Below are 20,131 nucleotides of genomic sequence, written 5' to 3'. Positions count from 1 at the left end.
TTAAGGGTTCACGGCGTCGGCACCAGGCCACTGGGAAAAGCGATCAGCCGGTGTGCAGGGCCTGCAGGAGTCGTGGGTCGCCGGTCACCGCGAGCTGGTCGAGCCGTTTGCGCCCCATCAGGGCCAGCACCAGGTCGCCGGCGGTGCCGGTGGCCTTGGCCCGGGCGTGGTGGTCGTCGCTGTCCAGGATCGTGCCGGTGTCCAGCAGGGCGACGCCCGAACCCCGCAACCGGACGAACCACTCCTGGGCGGCATCCGTGCCGACCAGGTGCACGACACCGTGCAGATCGGTCGGGCCCTGGCGTTTGCCGGCCGGCAGCCAGGTGTCCAGCACCTCACTGACACCGTCGGCGGCGAGCTTGGTCTCGATCGGGGTGGCCCGGCCGGCCGCGGTCTCGGCGTCCCAGCGGTGCACCGAGATCTCGTGCGCCATCCGCCGGTGCCAGAAGGCGGCCCGTTTGGGCTGCGGCGCCCAGTTCCACGCCGGGAGGTCGGGGTCGACCGCCTCCAGGGTCTCGATCGTGCCGGTGATCTCCCGGCGCAACACGTCGAGGGCCTCGGGCCACTCGGGACGGGCCTCCGGGACGGGCGAGACGTCCGGATGGTCGGTCACCCCGCGCGCGACGGTGGAGCGTACCCATCGAAGGACGGCTGTCACGTGCTCGGTCAGATCGGCCACCGACCAGTCCGGACAGCCGGCCACGGCGGGCTCGGGGCCGGTCTCGGAGACCGCCTCCCACAATGCGGGCCCGTCGGCGCGCAACGCCGCGAGCCAGAAGTCCTTCGTCGCGTGCACCCTGTTCATCGCACTCGTCTCCCGCTCGGCCGGACCGCTGGTGGGCCATCCCCACCGTGAGCTTAGGGTGAACGACGTGCCCGACGCATACGCGGATCAAACGACTGACACTTCTTCGGCTCGGGAACACCTCCTGGCGGCGTACACGACGTTACGCCTCGGGGGTCCGGCCGGCACGGTGACCGCCGTGGATCACCCGGATGACGCGGTGTCCGTGGTCCGGGAGACCGCGGCCGCGGGCCGGCGGCTCCTGGTGCTCGCCGGCGGCAGCAACGTCGTGATCGGCGACGCCGGATTCGACGGCGAGGTGCTGCTGCTGCGCAACCGCGGTGTCGAGGTGGTCGGTGAGGACCCGGCGTCGGTGCTGGTCCGGGCCGCTGCGGGCGAGAGCTGGGACGCTTTTGCGGAGTACGCGGTGAGCAACGGCTGGTCCGGTGTCGAGTGCCTGTCCGGCATCCCCGGTTCGGCCGGCGCCACCCCGATCCAGAACGTCGGGGCGTACGGGCAGGAGGTCGCGCACACCATCGAGGCGGTGCACGCGTACGACCGGGAGGCCGGTGCCGTGCGGGTGATGTCGCCGGACGAGTGTGCCTTCGCCTATCGCTCCAGCGTGTTCAAGCACAACGACCGTTACCTGGTGCTGTCGGTGGACTTCCGGCTGGCGAAGTCGGCCGACTCCGCCCCGATCCGGTACGCCGAACTGGCCCGCTCGCTGGGTGCCTCGGCCGGTGACCGGGTGCCGCTGCGCCTGGCCCGGGACACCGTGCTCAAGCTGCGGGCCGGCAAGGGCATGGTGCTCGACCCGGAGGACCGGGACACCTGGTCGGTCGGTTCGTTCTTCACCAACCCGGTGGTGCCCGCCGCGTTCTTCGCGGGTCTGAGCGGCAGCGCGGAGATGCCGCACTGGCCGGGCGCCGACGACACGGTGAAGCTCCCGGCGGCCTGGCTGATCGAGAACGCGGGTTTCCCCAAGGGTTTCGCCGGTGACGGTGTCGCCATCTCCTCCAAGCACACCCTGGCGTTGACGAACCGGGGTGCCGGCACGACCGGCGCTCTGCTGGATCTCGCCCGGACCATCCGGGACGGGGTGCACGCCCGCTTCGGTGTCGAGCTGCACCCCGAGCCGGTGCTGGTCGACTGCGCGCTGTGAGTCAGCGCCAGCCGAACACCTGGGTGTAATAGGGAGTGCCGTCGGCGGCGTACGAGACGGCGGCCCCCATCTTCCGGGCGCTGCAGTTGAGGATGTTGGCCCGGTGTCCCGGGCTGTCCATCCACGCGTCGACCACCTCGCGCGCGGATCGGAATCCCCAGGCGATGTTCTCGCCCGCGGGCTGGGTGTAACCGGCCGCCTTGGCGCGGGTGGCGAGCGTGGAGCCGTTGCGCCAGGTGTGGCTGAACAGCCGGGTCCGGGCCATGTACCCGCTCTGCTGCGCGGACGCGGTGACCAGGTCGGGTTCGACGCCCACCGCGGGACAGCCGGCCACCCGCCGTTCCCGGTTGGTCAGCCGGAGCACCGAGGCGGTGATCGCCCGGGTCCGGGTCCGGACCATCGGTGCGGCCTTCTTCTCGACGCTGCCGGAGGCGGCACTGTCCCCGCGGACGGGTGCCGGGGCCTCGGCGGCACGGTCTTCCCGGGCGGGCGCCGGGTTCTTCTTCTTGCCCTTGCGGATCGGCGCTGAGTCGACGGCGTCGCCGCGGATCGGCGCTGGGTCGGCACTGTCCCCGCGGATCGGCGCCGGACCGGCGTCCGGCCCCCGCGGCGGCGCCGGGCGGGCCTCGGACGGCGGTGCGGGCACCCGGGCCGGGCGGGGCGGGGTGACCGGGCCGTGCGCGAGGGCGGGCGCGGTCAGGACGAGCAGTGCCGGCGCGGCCGCGAGAAGAGCGGCACGCCGTATCACCAGGTCGAACACGGGTTCCTCCGGAACGGGACAGGACGCGGATCGTTCATCACGGCTATCGCACCCCGTTGTACGTGGCGTGTCACATCTTTCGCGGAACGGACGAAATGCCGTACGAAAGATGTCAGGCTGAAGGGATGCCCCCGGCGTGCCCCGCACACCGGCTCGGGCGGTGAGTCGAGCGGATACTGCGGGACCGGCTCGTGTTCGAGTCCGATGACGCTAGACTCGTGACTGTCCGTAAATAGGTGATGACATCACGCTATGGTGGGTTTTCCGCCGTTGGACTTTTCTCCCGTTCGCGGTCATGCGAGCGGTTCCAGGCAGGACGCTGATCTCCGGCACTCACCCGTGCCCGGAGTCAGCCGTGCCCGATCGGGCGCATGCACCGGGTTGGGGGCAGGGTGAGCAAAAGATGAGTCGCCTACTCGTGGTGGAGGACGACCCGGACATCGCACTCGCTCTCCGGTTGCTGTTCAGCCGGGCCGGCTACGAGGTGGCGCACGCCGCCGACGGCCGGGCTGGGCTCAAGGAGGCCTACGCCGAACACCCCGACCTGGTGGTGCTCGACGTCGGTCTGCCCGAGCTGGACGGCTGGCAGGTGCTGGAGCGTTTGCGGGACGTCTCGGACGTGCCGGTGCTGGTGCTCACGGCGCACGGTCAGGAGGCCGAGAAGGTACGCGGCCTGCGTGGCGGCGCCGACGACTACCTGACCAAACCGTTCGCGAACAACGAGTTGCTGGCCCGGGTCGAGGCGCTGCTGCGACGCTCGTCGAGCGGGCAGAACAGCTGGGCCAGCCAGATCTACGACGACGGCCTCGTGCACCTGGACCCGACCAAGCGCCGGGTCTACGTCAAGGGCGAGGAGAAACGCCTCACGCCCACCGAGTTCCGCCTGCTCAACGCGCTGGTACGCCATGCCGGCGCGGTGCTCTCCCCGAACCAGCTGCTGACCCAGGCCTGGGATGACCCGACCGGCATCGGCCAGGAACGGGTCAAGTTCGCGGTGCTGCGGCTGCGCCGCAAGATGGGTTGGTCAGACCCGGACGAATCACCCATCGAGTCCGTCCGCGGATTCGGATACCGCTACCGCCGACCGGGCGGAGACGCCTGATCAATCGCCGTACCGGTCGAGTCTTCTCAGTTGACGCCCGAGAGCGTCGATGAGGGCTGTGAAGCCGAGCAGGAGGTAGTAAGACGTGGAAGACCTTGGCGAGATCGTCGGCGAATTCCTGATGGAGAGCCACGAGAACCTGGACCAGATCGACCGGGACCTCGTGAGCCTCGAGCAGGAACCGGACTCGCGTGACCTGATCTCCCGTATCTTCCGGGCGATCCATACCATCAAGGGCACCAGCGGATTCCTGGCGTTCAGCCGCCTGGAGAAGCTCGCCCACGGTGGCGAGTCGCTACTCTCCCGGCTCCGGGACGGCGTCCAGCCGGTCACGCCGGAGACCATCACCGTGCTGCTCGCCACCATCGACGGCGTCCGTTCGCTGCTCTCCTCGATCGAGGAGAAGGGCACCGAGGACGAGGTCGACATCGACAGCATCCTCGTCAAGGTCCACGCGCAGATGAACGTGCCGTCGGACAGCGCACCCGCCGCTGACCAGGCCGCCCCGGCAGCGGCGGAGAGCGCGCCGGCTGCCGAGGCCGGGGCCGCGCCGGCCGCCGAGGCCGAGACACCGGTGCAGCTGGACGAGACCCCGGCCCGCCCGGCACCCGACCCGGTCGCCGACCAGCGCCAGCCCATCGGCCAGATCCTGGTCGACGCGGGTGCGGCCGCGCCGTCGGACGTGTCGTCGGCCCTGCAGCAGCAGATCGAGGGCGACGAGCGCAAACTCGGCACCATCCTGCTCGAGGAGGGCAAGGCCCAGCCCGCCGCGGTGAACGAGGCGCTGCAGCAGCAGGCGCCCAAGCGCAGCATCGCGGACAGTGCGATCCGGGTCGACGTCGACCTGCTGGACACCCTGCTGAACATGGTGGGCGAGCTGGTGCTGGCCCGTAACCAGCTGGTCCGTGGCGTGATGGAGATCGGGGAGTCCGGTCTGGTGCGCAGCGCCCAGCGGCTCGGCATGATCACCAGTGAGCTGCAGGCCGGCATCATGAAGACCCGGATGCAGCCCATCGAGCACATCTGGTCCAAGCTGCCCCGCGTCGTCCGGGACCTGAGCAACTCGCTCGGCAAACAGGTCCAGCTGGTGATGCAGGGCAAGGACACCGAACTCGACCGGAGCCTGCTGGAAGCGGTCAAGGACCCGCTGACCCACCTGGTGCGCAACGCGGTCGACCACGGCATCGAGGACCCGGACCGGCGGGCCGCGGCCGGGAAGAACATCGAGGGCACGCTGACGCTCCGCGCGTACCACGAGGGTGGGCACGTCGCGGTCGAGGTCGCCGACGACGGTGCCGGCCTGAACGTCGACCGGATCGCGGAGAAGGCCGTGGAGAAGGGGCTGCTCCGGCCGGACCAGATCCCGAACATGGACCGCCGCGACATCATGGCGATGGTCTTCCAGCCCGGTTTCTCCACCGCCGCGAAGGTCACCAACGTCTCCGGCCGCGGCGTCGGCATGGACGTGGTCAAGACCAACATCGAGAACATCGGCGGCGCGGTCAGCGTCGACTCGACCCCCGGTGAGGGCACGGTCTGGCGGCTCACCATCCCGCTGACCCTGGCGATCATCCAGGCTCTCACCGTCGACTGCGGCGAGCAGCGGTACGTCGTACCCCAGGTCGCGGTCCTCGAACTGGTCTTCATCGACGGGCAATCCACCAAGATCGAGTACGCCTCGGGCGCCCCGGTCTACCGTCTGCGCGGCAAGCTTCTCCCGCTGATCCGCCTCGACCGCGCCCTCGGTCTCGAGGTCGGCGGCGACCAGGGTGTCTACATCATGGTGCTGCAGGCCGACGGCCGGCGGTTCGGCATGGTCGTGGACCGGGTGCTGAACACCGAAGAAGTCGTCGTCAAGGCCCTGAACACCCGGTTCAAGGACATCGGTCTGTACGCCGGAGCCACCATCCTCGGCGACGGCAAGGTCGGCCTGATCCTGGACGTGTCGTCGCTGGCCCGGCGCTCGCACCTGGCCGTCGACTCGGAACGCGAGAACGTCGTCGCGAACTCGAAGTCCTCCGGCGGAGGGGGAGTCCAGCGCCTGCTGGTCACCGCGGTCGGCGAACGGCGGGTGGCCATCCCGCTGGACACCGTCACCCGGCTCGAGGAGTTCCCACGGGACCGCATCGAGCACGCCGGCTCGCGCGAGGTGGTGCAGTACCGCGGACAGATCCTGCCGCTGGTACGCCTCTCGCACCTGCTCGGGGTGTACGGCGAGGAGATCGAGGGCGACACCGTGTCGGTGGTCGTCTACAGCGAGGGCGGACGGAGCGTGGCACTGGTGGTGGACCGGATCGTGGACATCGCGGAGAACGAGACCACCGCGCGTCGCGACGCCGAGGAGGACGGCCTGGTCGGCACGGCGGTGATCCAGCAACGGGTCACCGAACTGCTCGACGTGCGCCGGGCGATCCTCGCGGCCGACCCGAACTTCTACAGCGATGCCGAGGACGACATGCTGGTGGAGGCCTGACATGGGCAGTCGTCAGTTCGCCACCTTCGAGGTGGACGGACAGCTCTTCGGAGTCGAGGTGCACACGGTTCAGGAAGTGCTCTCGTACAACGAGTACACGCCGGTGCCGCTCGCGCCGCCGGCCGTGGGCGGGCTCTTCAACCTGCGTGGCCAGGTGATCGCGGCGGTGGACCTGCGGGTCCAGCTCGGTCTGGCCCGGCAGGCACTGCACGGCCCGGTGATGAACGTGATCCTGCGGGGCGACGGCGAGCCGGTGAGCCTGCTCGTGGACAAGATCGGTGAGGTCGTGGATCTGGAGGACGAGAAGTTCGAGCCGCCGCCGGACACGCTCAGCGGTCCCACCCGTGAACTGGTGGTGGGCACGTTCAAGCTGGACGGGCGTCTGATGCTGGCTCTCGACGTCAATCAGGCCGTCGACACGTACCGCGCCACCACCTGATGTACAGCCTGGTCAGCGCCCCGGTCCTGGGCTTCGACCTGACCCGCCTGGACGGCGGGCCGGCCGCGGCCGAGGTGCTGCTGCGCGCCCTGCGCCTGCAGACCGGGGACCTGCCGGTGCTCGCCGAGCGACTTCCGGACGAGGACGTCCGCGGCCCGCTCTGGGTCGAGGTGGAGAGCGCGGCACGCCGGATGCCGTCCCTCAAGGCGATGTCCAAAGATGACCCGGCCGGAAACCTCGCCTTGGTCGAGCGTGCGCCGATTGGGTCGGTCGACTCGCTGCTCACCTGCATCCGGTACGACGTCATGTCGTGGACCTGGCAGGGGAGCGGGCGGGCGGCGCAGCAGAGTGAGGAGGCTGCCGCCGCCACCGCGCTGCTCTGCGACGCGGCGGTGGCCAGCTACCTGCGGGAAGTGCTTGACGACGAGACTCGCCGCGGTCTCGGCGCCGGTTGGGTGGCCGCGGTGCGCAAACTGCCGACGGGCGCGCCGATCGACATGGGACCGCACCACTACACGGTGTCGGCTCTGCTCGACCGGCTGCGTACGTTGCGCCCGGAGGATCGGCAGCGGGTCACCACCGCCGCCGACGACGCCCGGCGCAACACCGCCGGATGGTCTCCCGCCGTCCACTCGGCCTCCTGGGCCGCCTATCTGTCGGACCGGGTCCGGACCGCGGCAGCGGCCCAGATGCTCCTGGTCCAAGCGGTGGACTCGGCGGGAATTCCGCTGGCCGATCGGGCCGGCGGGGTCTGGAACATGCTCAGCGGCGCCGTTCAGGCGCTGGTGGTGCGGGATCTGCTGGACACCGCCACGGCTCACCGGCTGCTCGCGCCGGTGGTCGCGGCGCTCGGCCCGGCCTGGCTCGGTTGAAGGGAGTGGTCGAATGATCTCGGTACTCGTCGTCGACGATTCCGTGGTGGTCCGTCGGCTGATCGTCGACGCTCTCGGGGAGGCGCCGGGCATTCAGGTCGTCGGCACGGCCGCGAACGGTCTGCTGGCCCAGGCGAAGATCGACCAACTCAAACCCGATGTGGTCACCATGGACATCGAGATGCCGCAGATGGACGGCATCCAGGCGGTGAAAGAGCTGCGCAAGCGGCATACCAGCCTTCCAGTGATCATGTTCAGCACGCTCTCCGCGGCGGGGGCGACCGCGACGCTGGAGGCGCTCTCCGCCGGAGCGACCGACTACGTCACCAAGCCGAGCAACGTCGGCTCGGTGAAGGAGTCGATCCAGGCGGTCCGCGATCAGCTCGTCCCCAAGATCCATGCGCTGGGCGGTCGTCGCCGTCCCGGTGCGGCCGGTCCGCCGTCCCGGGGACCCGCGCCCGCCGCCGGACTGCGCCCCGGCGCCGCACCGGTGCGCCCGGGTGCGGCACCCACGACGGCCCGCCCGGCTGCGGGTGGCCCACCGCCGGGACGTCCCGCCGCCACTCGCCGTCCCGGAGTTGCGGGCCGGTGCGACATCCTGGCGATCGGCTCCTCGACCGGCGGGCCGGACGCGCTGACCAAGGTCCTGCTGGGTCTCCCGGCGGATCTGCCGGTCCCGGTCGTCATCACGCAGCACATGCCGCCGGTGTTCACCAAGATGTTCGCCGAGCGTCTCGACCGGAGCACGCCGTTGCGGGTGCTGGAGGCCGGCGACGGCATGGAGCTCGCGGCCGGCACGGTCTACATCGCCCCGGGCGACCGTCACCTGGTCTTCCAGCGGCGGGGAACCGCGACGCTGACCCAGCTCAGCAGTGCGCCACAGGAGAACTCGTGCCGGCCTGCAGTGGACGTGATGTTCCGCTCGGTGGCGGCGTTGTACGGCGCATCGGCTTTCGCGGCCGTGCTCACCGGAATGGGACAAGACGGACGGGGTGGTGCGAAAGTGCTACGAGACTCGGGCGCCGAGGTACTGGCACAGGACGAGGCGACCTCGGTGGTCTGGGGCATGCCCGGCGCCGTGGTCACGGCGGGGCTGGCGGACGAGATCCTGCCACTCGACAAGATCGCGGGAGCGCTGCTCAGCCGGGTTCGGGTCGGGCGGTCGCCGGCGGTGGCCCGATGACCCTCTCGCAAGCGGAGTTCACCTTCGTCTCGAACCTGGTCCGCAAGGAGGCGTCCATCGTCCTCGCGCCGGGCAAGGAGTACCTGGTCGAGGCCCGTCTCATCCCTGTCGCCCGTGCCGTCGGGGCGCCGAACGTCAACGACTTCATCGCTGACCTGCAGAAACGTCCCAATCCGCAGCATCAGCGGAAGATCATTGATGCGCTCACCACCAACGAGACCTCGTGGTTTCGGGACCGGGAACCGTTCTCGGCGCTCATCGACGTGGTCCTGCCCGACCTGATCAAGGCACGGCAGGCCGTCCGTAAGCTGCGCTTCTGGTCGGCGGCGAGTTCCAGTGGCCAGGAGGCGTACAGCCTGGCCATCACCCTGCAGGAGAACCTGCCCGCGGGATGGACCTACGAGATCATGGGGACCGACATCTCCACCGAGATGATCGCCCGCGCGGAGAAGGCCGAATACAGCCAGGTCGAGGTGAACCGGGGTCTTCCGGCTACCCAACTGGTGCAGTACTTCGAGCGGGCCGGCGCGCACTGGCGGATCATCCCCGCGCTGCGCAAGAACGTCTCGTTCAAGCACATGAGCCTGACCGCTCCGTTCCCGCCCATGCAGCCGTTCGACGTGATCTTCCTGCGTAACGTGCTGATCTATTTCGATGTCGCCACCAAGCGGCAGGTGCTGCAGAACGCCGCGAAGATCCTGCGCCCCGACGGGTGGCTCTTCCTGGGCGCGGCCGAGACGACGATCGGGATCGACGACAACTACGAGCGAGTGGCCGCCGGCCGCACCTCTGCATACCGGATCCGTAACGCGGTGCCCGCCGGTGCCGCGAGAAGGGGATGACGCCGATGCGCGCCATGGTGATCGACGACTCGCGCGCGATGCGCATGATCCTCAAGCGCATTGTCACGAAGCTCAACTTCGAGGCGGTGGAGGCGGGTGACGGCAAGGAGGCGCTCGACCTTCTCGCCGACATGACCGAGGTGCCGGACCTGGCCCTCATCGACTGGAACATGCCCAACATGAACGGGCTCGAGTTCGTCACCAAGGTCCGGGCCGATCCGCGTCTGCGGGAGATGACCCTGGTCATGGTCACCACCGAGAGCGAACAGAGCCAGATCGTCCGCGCACTCGCCGCGGGCGCCCACGAATACGTGATCAAGCCCTTCACGGAGGGCGCCATGATCGAAAAGCTGGCCCTGCTGGGCCTCGTCCCGACCGGAGCGAACTCATGAGCGTCGAAGTCGAGGTTGACGAGAGCGACCTCGCCGAGATGGTGGAACAGGTCTGGGAGTCGTACCTGGACCCCGAAGGCGTCAGCCCGCTGATCCCGACCTACGACGAGAACCAGGCGTCGGAGGTGCATTCCTCGGTCTCCATCACCGGTTCATGGAGCGGGCACGTCGTGTACGCGTCCTCGACCGCGGCGGCCCGCCGCGCGGCCGCGGCCTTCCTCGCCATGGAGCTCGAGGAGGTCAGCGAGGAGGACATCTCCGACACTCTCGGAGAGCTGGCCAACATCGTCGGCGGCAACGTCAAGGCGATGCTGCCCCCGGGCGCGCAGTTGTCACTGCCGCAAGTTGTGCTCGCGCCGGAGTCCACGGCGCGTTACCCGAACGCCGCCCGTATCAGCGGCGTGTACGGGTTGTGGGAAGGCGAGCCCGTGTCGATTTCGATGTGGCAGATCAGCAGCGAGACAAAGGAGGACGGTGCATGAAGATCCTCATTGCCGACGACAGCCGGGTGATGCGGCAGATCGTCGTTCGTACCCTGCGTCAGGCGGGATTCGGCGACCACGATCTGATCGAGGCCGCGGACGGGCAACAGGCCTACGACATGGCCCTCAGTGAGAAGCCCGACCTGATCATCTCGGACTGGAACATGCCGCACCTGACCGGCATCGAAGTCCTGCGGCAGATCCGCGCCACCGGCAACAACGTGAAGTTCGGCTTCGTGACCTCGGAGTGCACTCCGGAGATGAAGGAGGCCGCGGAGGCCTCAGGCTCGGCGTTCTTCATCGTCAAACCGTTCACAGCTGAGCGATTCGATGAGGTTTTCGCTCCTATTTTGGGATGATTAAGACATGTCAGACGTCTCAGTTCTTCCCGGCTCACTAGCCGTTCGCAACCTGTTCGAGGACCTTCTCGGCCGAGAGGTGATCGTCAGCCCTGGTGATCCGCTCAGCGCGGAGGACATCGCCATGGCCACGGTCGCGATCTTCACCGATGCCAATCAGAAGATCTACGCCTGCCTGGGGCTGGAGATGAGTCTCGCGGCCAACGCCGGCGCCGCCCTCGGTCTGCTGCCGCCCGGTGCGGCCGAGGACAGCATCGACGAGAAGGAGCTCTTCCCCAACCTCGCCGAGAACGTCTTCGAACTGTGCAACATCTTCACCAGCCTCCTCAACAAGGAGGGCTCTCCGCACGTCAAGCTCTACCAGGTGATCTATCCGAAGATGGATCTGCCCGCCGACGCGCGGGCGGTCCTGCTCGCCCTCGGCCGCCGGCTCGACCTGATGACCGAGGTCAGCCGGTACGGCAAGGGCAAGCTCAGCCTGTCGCTGGCGCCCTGACGGCCGCCGGCAGCACACAACTGAAAACCGTGGGTGCGGGTCCGCCGATGTCGGCGGGCCCGCCCATTTTTGTCTCTAAGCAATCCCGCAACCAGGCCGAACCTTAGGTTGAGCTCCGCTCGCAACCGACAGGAGAACGCCGTATGACCTCGCCGATCCCCGGGCCGACCGGCGTCGGAGCAGTCGCGCCGGCAACCGCCGCTCCTGCCGGGACAGCGATTCCCACCGGGACGGCGATCCCGGGAAGCACGACAGCGACTCCGGGCGTCACCACCCCGGGCGCCCCGGCCCCGGGCATCGCCATCCCGGGCATGCCGGGCGTCACCGCCCAGTCGTCGGAGGACATGTCGCGGGTGCGCAACCTCGCCGACAAGGACACCTTCCTGAAGCTGCTGGTCGCCCAGCTCCGCTATCAGGACCCGATGAAGCCGGCCGACTCGACCGCCTTCCTCGCGCAGACCGCCCAGTTCACACAGGTCGAGAAGCTGCAGGAACTGCTCGACTCGATGCGGTCGCAGCGACTGGTCACCGCCGGTTCGATGGTGGGCCGGACGGTCGCCTACATGGACGAGGCCGGTGCCCGGCAGACCGGTGTGATCACCTCCGCGAAGCTCAACGGGGACAGCGATCCGACGCTCACGGTCGGGAACAGGGATGTGGCGCTGTCCAAGGTTCTGGAGATCCGGCAGGACGGGGCCGCCCCGGACGCCGAGCCCGCGGCACCCGCCACCGCGACCCCGGCGACCGCCGCTCCGGCAGCTGTCTCTCCGGCAGCGGTCGCTCCGGCGGAGGCCGTTCCAGTGGCAGCCGTCCCGGCAGCCATCGCTCCGGCAGCCGCGATACCGACCGTCTCTCCGCAGATCGCTGAACCGCTTCCTCTCAACCGCTAAGGAAACCCCATGCTGCGTTCTCTGTACTCCGGCATCAGCGGTCTGAAGGCCCACCAGCAGATGACCGACGTGACCGGCAACAACATCGCGAACGTCAACACCGTGGGCTACAAGACCTCCCAGGTCCAGTTCATGGACACGCTGAGCCAGATGATGGGCGCCGCGGGCGCACCGCAGAACGGCCAGGCCGGCACCAACCCCGCGCAGGTCGGTCTGGGTGTGCGGGTCGGCGCGATCACCCCGAACTTCAGTCAGGGCTCGGCGCAGACCACCGGCAAGTCCGGCGACATGATGATCCAAGGGGACGGCTTCTTCGTGGTCCGCAGCGGTAAGGAGATGCTGTACACCCGGGCCGGCGCGTTCTTCTTCGACGCCAAGGGCACGCTGGCCACCACCACCGGCGAGCCGGTGCAGGGCTGGACCGCGGTGGACGGCGTGGTCAACTCGGCCGCGAAGCCGGACGACATCAACATGCCGATCGGCACCACCATCCCGCCGAAGGCGACCACCACGATCACCCTGCGCGGCAACCTGACCAGCGACCTGCCGGAGAACGAACTGCTCACGCGGGACACGTACACGATCCCGGTGAAGGTCTACGACGAGAAGGGCGCGACCAGCACGATCACCGTCAAGCTGGAGCGCGATGTGCGGCCCACCGCCTCGGAGACCTGGGACATCACCCTCCTGGACCCGACGGGCGCCGACATCCCGGGGGCGACCGGCACGCTGGACATGACCGGTGGCAAGGCGGACGCGACGGCGAACGGGCTGGACGCGGACGGCACCATGACGATCGGGACGCCACCCGCCCCGAACGGCTACAAGATCAAGGTCACCGACCTGACGATGTACTCCGGTCTGGCCGACGCCCGGGTGTTCGACACCGACGGTCAGACGGCCGGCACGCTGACGTCGCTGGCGTACACCGTCTCGAACTCCGGTGAGATCGTCGGCGTCTTCAGCAACGGCCTGAAGCAGATCCTCGGTCAGGTCGCGATGTCGACCTTCAAGAACGCGGCCGGTCTGGAGAAGGTCGGCAACTCGCTGTTCCGGAGCACCATCAACTCGGGGTACGCCCAGGTCGGCGAACCCGGCAGCGCCGGCATGGGTTCGGTGCTCAACGGTGCGCTGGAGATGTCGAACGTCGACCTCGCCCAGGAGTTCACCAACCTGATCGTCGCGCAGCGCGGTTTCCAGGCGAACTCCCGGATCATCACCACCTCCGACGAGATCCTGCAGGAACTCGTCGCCATGAAGCGCTGACCCGGTTGACGCCGGAGGGCCGGGACGGGCAGTAATGCCCGTCCCGGCCCTTTTCGGTGACGAACCCGTATTGGTAGCCGCCGCGAACTCATTCGCACCCCAAAAGCAGCCGAAGTACTAGGTGACGGGCCAGGGAGGGCCCTCGCTCCCCAGACACCCCAAGGACGGAATTCGTGATCCTGGTAACCCGTATCAACGGTGTCGTGTTCGCGCTGAACCCGGACCTGGTCGAACGCGTGGAGTGCACGCCCGACACGGTCGTCACCCTGGTCGACGGGACGAAGTACATCATTTCGGAATCCGTGCCCGAGTTCGTCGCCTCGGTACGCCACTACCGCGCCTCCCTCATCGCCCAGGCGAGCCGGATGGAGACGGAACCTGCGGCCCCCGCCACGGACGACGATGACGCCAAGGTGCTCAGGCTGCACCGGAAGGAACGCTGATGGATCTAGCCACCGTCATCGGTGTGGTCGTCGGTCTGGCGATCGTCTTCACCGTCCAGATCCTGGAGGGTGGTTCGCCCACCTCCATCCTGCTGCTCCCGTCGATGCTGCTGGTGTTCGGCGGTGGCTTCTGCGCCGCCATGGCCGGTGGCGTCATGAAGGACGCGGCCAACTTCGTGAACAACCTGAAGAAGGCGTTCTCCACGAAGGTCATCCCGCCCACCCAGCTGCTGGACGCGGTGGTGAAGCTGGCCGAACGGGCCCGCCGGGAGGGCCTGCTCGCGCTGGAGGACGCGGTCAAGACGGTGGAGCACCCGTTCCTCAAGCGCGGTCTGCAGCTCGCCATCGACGGCACCGACCCGGACGAACTGCACGACATCCTGCACGCCGAGGTCGCCGCCAAGAAGAAGGCGGACAAGGCCGGGATGAAGTTCTTCGAGAGCATGGGTGGTTACGCCCCCACCATCGGCATCATCGGCACGGTCATGGGTCTGGTCCACGTTCTGGAGAACCTCGACAAGCCCGAGACCCTCGGCCACTCGATCGCGGCGGCGTTCGTCGCCACCCTCTGGGGTGTGCTCAGCGCCAACATCATCTGGCTGCCGATCGGGGCACGCCTGGCCCGGCTGAGTCAGATCGAGGCCGAGGAGATGGAACTGGTCATCGACGGTGTGCTGGCCATCCAGGCCGGCTCCAACCCGCGTCTGGTCGCGCAGAAGCTGCGTAGTCTCCTGCCGCCCGACGAGATGAAGAAGTCCGAGGCCGCGGCCTCGACGAAGAAGGCGGCCTGAACCGATGAGTTCTGGCGGTGGCTCCAAGCGCAAACAGAAGCACGAGGAGCACGAGGAGCACGTCAATCACGAACGCTGGCTCGTGTCGTACGCCGACATGCTGACCCTGCTCTTCGTTCTGTTCGTCGTGCTGTTCTCCATGAGCAGCGTGGACCAGAAGAAGTTCGCCGAGTTGGCGTCCGGCCTGTCCGAGGGCTTCGGTGCTCAGAACGAGGCGTTCACCGGCCAGTCGGCGCCGATGGACGGCGCCGCCAACTCCGCCCAGATCGTGCAGATCGACCCGGGCTCGAATCCGGGCGACGGTAACTCCGGCACCGCCGGGATGAGCACGAAGGACAAGGACGCCGTCGAGCGGGCCCTGCAGGCCGCGGACCGGAAGAAGTCCTCGCAGAGCGCCAAGGCCGCGGCCAAGGAGGCGGAGAACCTGAAGGCGATCGAGCGGAAGATCGCCGACGCGCTGAACGCGCAGAAGCTGCTCGACGCGGTGAAGTTCACCATCGACGAACGGGGCCTGGTCGTCACCATCGTCACCAACGAGGTGGTCTTCGCCGGCAACCGGGCCGACCTGCGCCCCCGGGGTGCCAAGATCCTGAACGCGATCGCGCCGACACTGGCCAAGCTGCCGAACAACCTCGAGGTCGACGGCAACACCAACCAGCTGAAGGCCAAGACCACCTACTACCCGAGCGGCTGGGAACTCTCCTCCGCGCGGGCCTCGACCGTCGTCCGTTTCTTCGCGGAGCACAACATCCCCAAGAAGCGGCTCAAGGCGGTCGGCTACTCGGACACCAAACCACTGATCGACCCGAAGGACCCGCGGTCGATCACCATGAACCGTCGCGTGGACGTCGTCGTCCTGACGATGCTGACGGCCGATCTGGCGCAGCTCCTGCCCTCCGCGTCGGGGGCCGACTCGAAGCTGCACAGCGGCCAGACCACCGCACAGGCGGAGGCCGAGGCGAAGGCCGAAGCCGATTCCACAACCACGACTACCCACGACTGACGGGGGAGGATCTGATGGCCAAGGAAGAGAAGGACCCGGCAGCCGAGGGCGCGCCGAAGAAGTCCAAGAAGATGCTGATCATCATCATCGCCGCGGTCTCGGTCGTCGTGCTCGCCGGTGGTGGTGTCGGGGCGTACTTCCTCTTCTTCAAGAGCGACTCCGCGGAGGCGGCGGCGCCGCTGGTGAAGGGCACGGTGGTCGCGGCGATCGAGAACACCATCACGGTGAACCTCGCCGACGGGCACTATCTCAAGCTCGGCTTCGCGCTGCAGCAGACGGCAGACGCCGGCACCGAGACGGTGGACCTCAACGAGGCCCTCGACCTGGCGATCGAGACCTACACCGGGCGGACGGTCGCGGAGCTCTCCACCGAGGAGGGCCGGTTGAAGCTCAAGGAGGAGCTGCTCACCAAGCTCAAGAAGGCGTACACCGAGGAGAAGAAGATCCTGGTCATGGACATCTATTACACGGCGTTCGTGACTCAGTGACGGGTGTGGCGTGATGGGCAGATCCCTGCGGGGATCTGCCCATTCGGCTTAGAGGTCGCAAAAGACGCTGAAAACGGCGCGAGGGCTCAGCGGTTCGGTAAGTGAGCCGATGAGGACGACGTGACCGTCTCCGCAGCCCGGCCCTCCGGCAAGATTTCGCGTCGCAGCCCAGGCTCAGGCCCGACGCCGTACGACTTCCGGCGGCCCATCAAGCTGTCCCGCGAGCACGTCCGCACCCTGCAGATCGCCTTCGAGACGTACGCGCGCAGTTGCGGAACCCTGCTGACCACCCGCCTCCGCGCGGTCAGCAACGTCTCGCTGATCTCGATCGAACAGCTGAACTACGACGAGTACGTCGCCGGCCTGGCCAACCCGACGATCATCGGCCAGGTCACCTTGGACCCGTTGCCCGGCACGGTGCTGATCGAGCTCTCCCAGTCGGCGGTGATGACCGCCATCGACCACATGCTGGGCGGTCCCGGCGGCACCCAGCCGGAGCGGCCGCTCACCGAGGTGGAGATGCCGCTGTTGCGCAGCCTGATCGAGCGGATGCTGGGCGAGCTGCGGTACGGCTTCGAGACCCTGGTCGACATCAAGCCGATCCTCAAGGACATCGAGTACAACGCCCAGTTCCTGCGGGCGCACGCTCCCGGCGATGCGGTGGTGATCGCCTCCCTGGAGACCAAGATCGGCGCCGAGGAGTGCGTCCAGACCATCTGCGTGCCCTTCAACACGATCCTGCCGGTGCTCTCCCGGGAGGAGACCATCATCCTCAGTCCGGCCGAGCGGCAGGCGCGGGACCGGGCGCTGCACAACCTGACCGCCGGACTTTCCGCCGCTCCGATTGACGTAGCAGTGCGATTTCACCCCATTCGGATGCGTACCGATGACATCGTGGATCTACGCCCCGGTGACGTCGTTCCGTTGGGACATCCGACCAGCCGGCCGCTCGAGGTGACCGTGAACGACCGCGTCTTCGCCCACGCGGTCCCCGGTAACCAAGGCGCCCGGCTTGCGTGTCTCGTCGTGCCGTCGACCAACGAGAGCTCGACCAAGGAGTCTGGCCGCCCATGACAGCGCCAACGATGACCGCGCCGCAACTGGCGCTCGCCCGCAACGCCGCGGAGGCAGCTCTCGCTGTCCTGCCGACCAGCCACGCGCTGGTCGTCGGCGAGCCGGTGCTCCCCGACGGCGGGACGGCGATCGCGGGCCAGGCGGTGACGGCGCGGTTCACCGGAGCGGCCTCCGGCGAGGTCGTCGTGGTGGTCGGCCAGGACCTGGCGGACGCGCTCCGGGAGAGCCCGCTCGGCGAACTGGACCTGACCGCGGCGGTCCGGCCGGCCCTGGAGGCGGCCGCGCGGGTCTTCGGCCCGGTCGTGCTCGACCCGGGTCAGGTGATGGAACCGGACGTGGCGCTCAGCGCCCTGGCCACCAAGGACGGCGCGATCTCGGTCCCGTTGCGGGACGAGGACGAGGTCCGGGCCGTGATCGCCCTGGCGCTCAGCCAGTGGCCCAGCGAGGAGGCGCCGCAGGCGGACGTCGCGCCACGGTCCGAACGCCCGGCCGGAGCCCGCGGCGGCCTGGACATGCTGCACGACGTCGAGATGGAGGTCTCGGCCGAACTGGGCCGGACCCGGATGAGCGTCCGGGAGCTGCTCTCCCTGTCGCCGGGCGCGATAATAGAACTGGATCGAGCCGCCGGAAGCCCCGCCGACCTGCTGGTCAACGGCCGTCTGATCGCCCGCGGCGAGGTCGTGGTCGTGGACGAGAACTTCGGCATCCGGATCACCGAGATCGTCTCTCCCGGCGCCGAGCGGGAGTAGGTAACCGACTTGTTGCCACTCGCCCTGCAGGTCTGCGCCGCGCTGCTGGTGGTCCTGATGCTGATGTGGGTGCTGGCCCGGTTGGTGCGCCGCCCGCTCGGTGGACGGGGCGAGGGCCGCCTCACCGTGCTCCGGCGCCAGCCGTTGAGCCGTGGTTCGGCGATCGCGGTGGTCCGGGTGGACGACCGCGCGCTGGTGCTCGGCATCACCGACCAGCAGGTGAGCCTGCTGACCGAGACTGATCTGGCTGCCTTCGACCGGGAGGGCGTCCGGAACGGCGTCGAGCCCGCCGCGGCGCTCGAGTGCTCCCCGGCCGGTGGAACCCTGGACGGCTCGCTGCTCTCCCCACGGACCTGGGTGTCGACGCTCGAGTTCCTCCGCGACCGGACGACGAGGCGCTGATGCGACGCGCGATCCTGCTGCTGATGGCGGCCGCCGGGCTGGCACTCGTGATGCTGCCGGTCGCGACCGCCCTCGCCTTCTCCCCACCGGACCGCCCCGGCCCGCCTCCTGCGATGCCCGCGGTGCTCGTCGGCGTACCCCGGCAAGCGCCGCAGGCACCGCCAGCGCGGGTCGCCCTCGTGCCGCAGGTCGCACAGGCGCCGCGTGCCCCGGCCACCCCCACGCCGCCGGGCATCAACCTGAACATCAACGGCACCGACCCGGGCAAGGGCCGGCCCTCGACGCCGCTGGTCATCGTGCTGGGCCTGACCGTGCTCTCCGCCGCGCCGTCGGTGCTGCTGCTCTGCACCGCGTTCACCAAGGTCTTCATGGTCCTCGGCATCACCCGCAACGCGCTCGGGCTGACCAGCATGCCGCCCAACCAGGTGCTGGCCGGGTTGGCGCTGTTCCTGAGCATGTTCATCATGGGACCGACCCTGTCGGCGATGAACGACGCCGGGGTGCAGCCCTACCTCAAGGGCGACAAGTCGCAGTCGGTGGCGTTCCGGGACGGGGTGCAGCCGCTGCGCGACTTCATGGCGAAGGTGACCCGTGAGGACGAGCTGGCCCTGATGATCAAGGTGTCCGGCGAGGCGAAGCCGCGGAACATCGACGACGTCCCGCTGACCACCCTGATCCCGGCGTTCGTGCTGTCCGAGGTCCGGGCGGCGTTCATCATCGGGTTCGTCATCTTCATCCCGTTCCTGATCATCGACCTGGTGGTGGCGGCCTCGCTGATGTCGCTGGGCATGATGATGCTGCCGCCGGTGACCGTCGCGCTGCCTTTCAAGCTGCTGCTGTTCGTGCTGGTCAACGGCTGGAGTCTGATCATCTCGGCGCTGGTCGGCTCCTATTAGGGGCCCGCCGTGAACTTCGACATGGTCACCGCGGAGTTCCTCGCGGTCATGCTGGGCGCGGTCCGGGCCGGTGCCTGGATGCTGATCTGTCCACCGTTCAACTCCGGTCTCATCCCCCGCCGGATCAAGGTGCTTCTCTCCATCGGGCTGGCCCTGCCGATGGCGCCCCACCTGCGCGGCACCGTGCCGGCGCTGGACACCTCCGGCCTGATCGCCACCGCCGCGCTGCAGGTCTTCGTCGGCGCGGCCCTCGGATTCATCACCCTGCTGCTGTTCGCCGCGGTGCAGGCGGCCGGCGATCTGCTCGACATGGCCAGCGGTTTCACGCTGGCCACGGTGTACGACCCGGTCTCGGCCAACCCGTCCTCGATCTTCGGCCGGTTCTACAACCTGGTGGCCATCACGCTGCTCTTCGCCGGTGACGGTCACCAGATGATCCTGCGCGGCTTCATGCAGAGCTATCGCACGCTGCCGCTGAACGTCTCGCTGGACGGCGAGACGCTGAGCCGGCTGATGCTGCGTGGCGCCGGTGAGATGTTCCTGGCCGCGGTCCAGATCGCCGGCCCGCTGGTCGCCGTGCTCTTCCTCGCCGACGTGGCGCTCGGCCTGCTGAACCGGGTGGCGCCCGCTCTCAACGCCTTCCAACTGGGCTTCCCGGTCAAGATCTTCCTGGTGGTGTCGCTCGCCGCCGTCGCCATCGTGTCGTTGCCGACGATCCTGGACTCCCTGGTCGACCATGCGGTCACCGGTGTGGTCCGGATCAGCGGCGGAGGGTAGGGGCCG

The 20,131-nt window shown here is 68.6% G+C and carries 24 protein-coding genes; 22 read left to right on the top strand and 2 right to left on the bottom strand.

Going from position 1 to position 20,131, the window contains the following annotated elements; all coding sequences use genetic code 11:
* Window positions 1–43: 43 nt before the first annotated feature.
* The gene (locus WH85_RS03605) at window positions 44–805 is read right to left on the bottom strand and encodes a maleylpyruvate isomerase family mycothiol-dependent enzyme (RefSeq protein WP_045740185.1); all 762 of its coding nucleotides are present in this window, start codon (window positions 803–805) and stop codon (window positions 44–46) included.
* A gap of 58 nt (window positions 806–863) precedes the next feature.
* Here WH85_RS03605 and WH85_RS03600 point away from each other — a divergent pair, with 58 nt between their 5' ends.
* The gene (locus WH85_RS03600; RefSeq protein ID WP_083448758.1) at window positions 864–1,946 is read left to right on the top strand and encodes a UDP-N-acetylmuramate dehydrogenase; all 1,083 of its coding nucleotides are present in this window, start codon (window positions 864–866) and stop codon (window positions 1,944–1,946) included.
* 1 nt (window position 1,947) lies between these two features.
* On the opposite strand, the gene WH85_RS51490 is transcribed toward WH85_RS03600, so the two are convergent.
* On the bottom strand, window positions 1,948–2,706 hold the full coding sequence (locus WH85_RS51490; protein ID WP_045740184.1) for a CAP domain-containing protein: 759 nt from the start codon (window positions 2,704–2,706) through the stop codon (window positions 1,948–1,950).
* A gap of 403 nt (window positions 2,707–3,109) precedes the next feature.
* Here WH85_RS51490 and WH85_RS03590 point away from each other — a divergent pair, with 403 nt between their 5' ends.
* The 21 genes from WH85_RS03590 (at window position 3,110) to WH85_RS03490 (ending at window position 20,125) form a co-directional block, all read left to right on the top strand.
* Window positions 3,110–3,808, top strand: a complete 699-nt coding sequence (locus WH85_RS03590) for a response regulator transcription factor (protein ID WP_045740183.1) — start codon at window positions 3,110–3,112, stop codon at window positions 3,806–3,808.
* 85 nt (window positions 3,809–3,893) lie between these two features.
* Entirely contained in the window at window positions 3,894–6,281 is a 2,388-nt protein-coding gene (locus WH85_RS03585) for a chemotaxis protein CheA (protein ID WP_045740182.1), read from the top strand.
* A 1-nt stretch (window position 6,282) separates the two neighbouring features.
* A complete protein-coding gene (locus WH85_RS03580; RefSeq protein ID WP_045740181.1) occupies window positions 6,283–6,720 on the top strand; it encodes a chemotaxis protein CheW in 438 nt (145 codons plus the stop codon).
* Window positions 6,720–7,592, top strand: a complete 873-nt coding sequence (locus tag WH85_RS03575) for a hypothetical protein (RefSeq protein ID WP_045740180.1) — start codon at window positions 6,720–6,722, stop codon at window positions 7,590–7,592. Before WH85_RS03580 ends, WH85_RS03575 begins: the two co-directional genes overlap by 1 nt.
* A 13-nt stretch (window positions 7,593–7,605) precedes the next feature.
* A complete protein-coding gene (locus WH85_RS03570) occupies window positions 7,606–8,775 on the top strand; it encodes a protein-glutamate methylesterase/protein-glutamine glutaminase (RefSeq protein WP_045740179.1) in 1,170 nt (389 codons plus the stop codon).
* On the top strand, window positions 8,772–9,617 hold the full coding sequence (locus tag WH85_RS03565; RefSeq protein WP_045740178.1) for a CheR family methyltransferase: 846 nt from the start codon (window positions 8,772–8,774) through the stop codon (window positions 9,615–9,617). The genes WH85_RS03570 and WH85_RS03565 overlap by 4 nt, the downstream gene beginning before the upstream one ends.
* Before the next feature lie 5 nt (window positions 9,618–9,622).
* Window positions 9,623–10,009, top strand: coding sequence for a response regulator (locus tag WH85_RS03560; RefSeq protein ID WP_183222472.1), 387 nt, complete (start codon window positions 9,623–9,625; stop codon window positions 10,007–10,009).
* Entirely contained in the window at window positions 10,006–10,491 is a 486-nt protein-coding gene (locus WH85_RS03555) for a chemotaxis protein CheX (protein WP_045740176.1), read from the top strand. The genes WH85_RS03560 and WH85_RS03555 overlap by 4 nt, the downstream gene beginning before the upstream one ends.
* The gene (locus WH85_RS03550) at window positions 10,488–10,850 is read left to right on the top strand and encodes a response regulator (RefSeq protein ID WP_045740175.1); all 363 of its coding nucleotides are present in this window, start codon (window positions 10,488–10,490) and stop codon (window positions 10,848–10,850) included. Before WH85_RS03555 ends, WH85_RS03550 begins: the two co-directional genes overlap by 4 nt.
* A 7-nt stretch (window positions 10,851–10,857) precedes the next feature.
* Window positions 10,858–11,346: a hypothetical protein gene (locus tag WH85_RS03545; RefSeq protein WP_045740174.1), complete on the top strand. Its 489-nt coding sequence runs from the start codon at window positions 10,858–10,860 to the stop codon at window positions 11,344–11,346.
* 143 nt (window positions 11,347–11,489) lie between these two features.
* Entirely contained in the window at window positions 11,490–12,236 is a 747-nt protein-coding gene (locus WH85_RS03540) for a flagellar hook assembly protein FlgD (RefSeq protein ID WP_169792402.1), read from the top strand.
* Window positions 12,237–12,245: 9 nt separating this feature from the next.
* Window positions 12,246–13,502, top strand: a complete 1,257-nt coding sequence (locus WH85_RS03535; RefSeq protein WP_045740173.1) for a flagellar hook protein FlgE — start codon at window positions 12,246–12,248, stop codon at window positions 13,500–13,502.
* A gap of 173 nt (window positions 13,503–13,675) precedes the next feature.
* Complete coding sequence (locus WH85_RS03530; RefSeq protein ID WP_045740172.1) at window positions 13,676–13,945, top strand: flagellar FlbD family protein; 270 nt, start codon at window positions 13,676–13,678, stop codon at window positions 13,943–13,945.
* Entirely contained in the window at window positions 13,945–14,736 is a 792-nt protein-coding gene (locus tag WH85_RS03525) for a flagellar motor protein (RefSeq protein WP_045740171.1), read from the top strand. Before WH85_RS03530 ends, WH85_RS03525 begins: the two co-directional genes overlap by 1 nt.
* A 4-nt stretch (window positions 14,737–14,740) precedes the next feature.
* Window positions 14,741–15,739 (top strand): flagellar motor protein MotB, encoded by a 999-nt coding sequence (locus WH85_RS03520; protein WP_045740170.1) that lies wholly within the window; start codon window positions 14,741–14,743, stop codon window positions 15,737–15,739.
* A 14-nt stretch (window positions 15,740–15,753) separates the two neighbouring features.
* Window positions 15,754–16,227, top strand: a complete 474-nt coding sequence (locus WH85_RS03515; protein ID WP_045740169.1) for a flagellar basal body-associated FliL family protein — start codon at window positions 15,754–15,756, stop codon at window positions 16,225–16,227.
* 120 nt (window positions 16,228–16,347) lie between these two features.
* On the top strand, window positions 16,348–17,301 hold the full coding sequence (locus tag WH85_RS03510) for a flagellar motor switch protein FliM (RefSeq protein WP_045740168.1): 954 nt from the start codon (window positions 16,348–16,350) through the stop codon (window positions 17,299–17,301).
* Complete coding sequence (gene fliN / locus WH85_RS03505; protein ID WP_045740167.1) at window positions 17,298–18,050, top strand: flagellar motor switch protein FliN; 753 nt, start codon at window positions 17,298–17,300, stop codon at window positions 18,048–18,050. The genes WH85_RS03510 and fliN overlap by 4 nt, the downstream gene beginning before the upstream one ends.
* A 9-nt stretch (window positions 18,051–18,059) precedes the next feature.
* Window positions 18,060–18,452 carry a flagellar biosynthetic protein FliO gene (gene fliO, locus WH85_RS03500; RefSeq protein ID WP_157410715.1) on the top strand — a complete coding sequence of 131 codons (393 nt, stop codon included), beginning with the start codon at window positions 18,060–18,062 and terminating at the stop codon, window positions 18,450–18,452.
* The gene (gene fliP, locus WH85_RS03495) at window positions 18,452–19,348 is read left to right on the top strand and encodes a flagellar type III secretion system pore protein FliP (RefSeq protein ID WP_045740166.1); all 897 of its coding nucleotides are present in this window, start codon (window positions 18,452–18,454) and stop codon (window positions 19,346–19,348) included. The genes fliO and fliP overlap by 1 nt, the downstream gene beginning before the upstream one ends.
* A gap of 9 nt (window positions 19,349–19,357) precedes the next feature.
* Window positions 19,358–20,125 (top strand): flagellar biosynthetic protein FliR, encoded by a 768-nt coding sequence (locus WH85_RS03490; RefSeq protein WP_045740165.1) that lies wholly within the window; start codon window positions 19,358–19,360, stop codon window positions 20,123–20,125.
* The last annotated feature ends 6 nt before the right edge of the window (window positions 20,126–20,131 follow it).

It is taken from the genome of Actinoplanes rectilineatus (assembly GCF_000962825.1).
Classification (GTDB): domain Bacteria; phylum Actinomycetota; class Actinomycetes; order Mycobacteriales; family Micromonosporaceae; genus Actinoplanes; species Actinoplanes rectilineatus.
The sequence above is the reverse complement of the archived record's forward strand: the minus strand, read 5'-3'. Positions and strand labels throughout refer to the sequence as shown.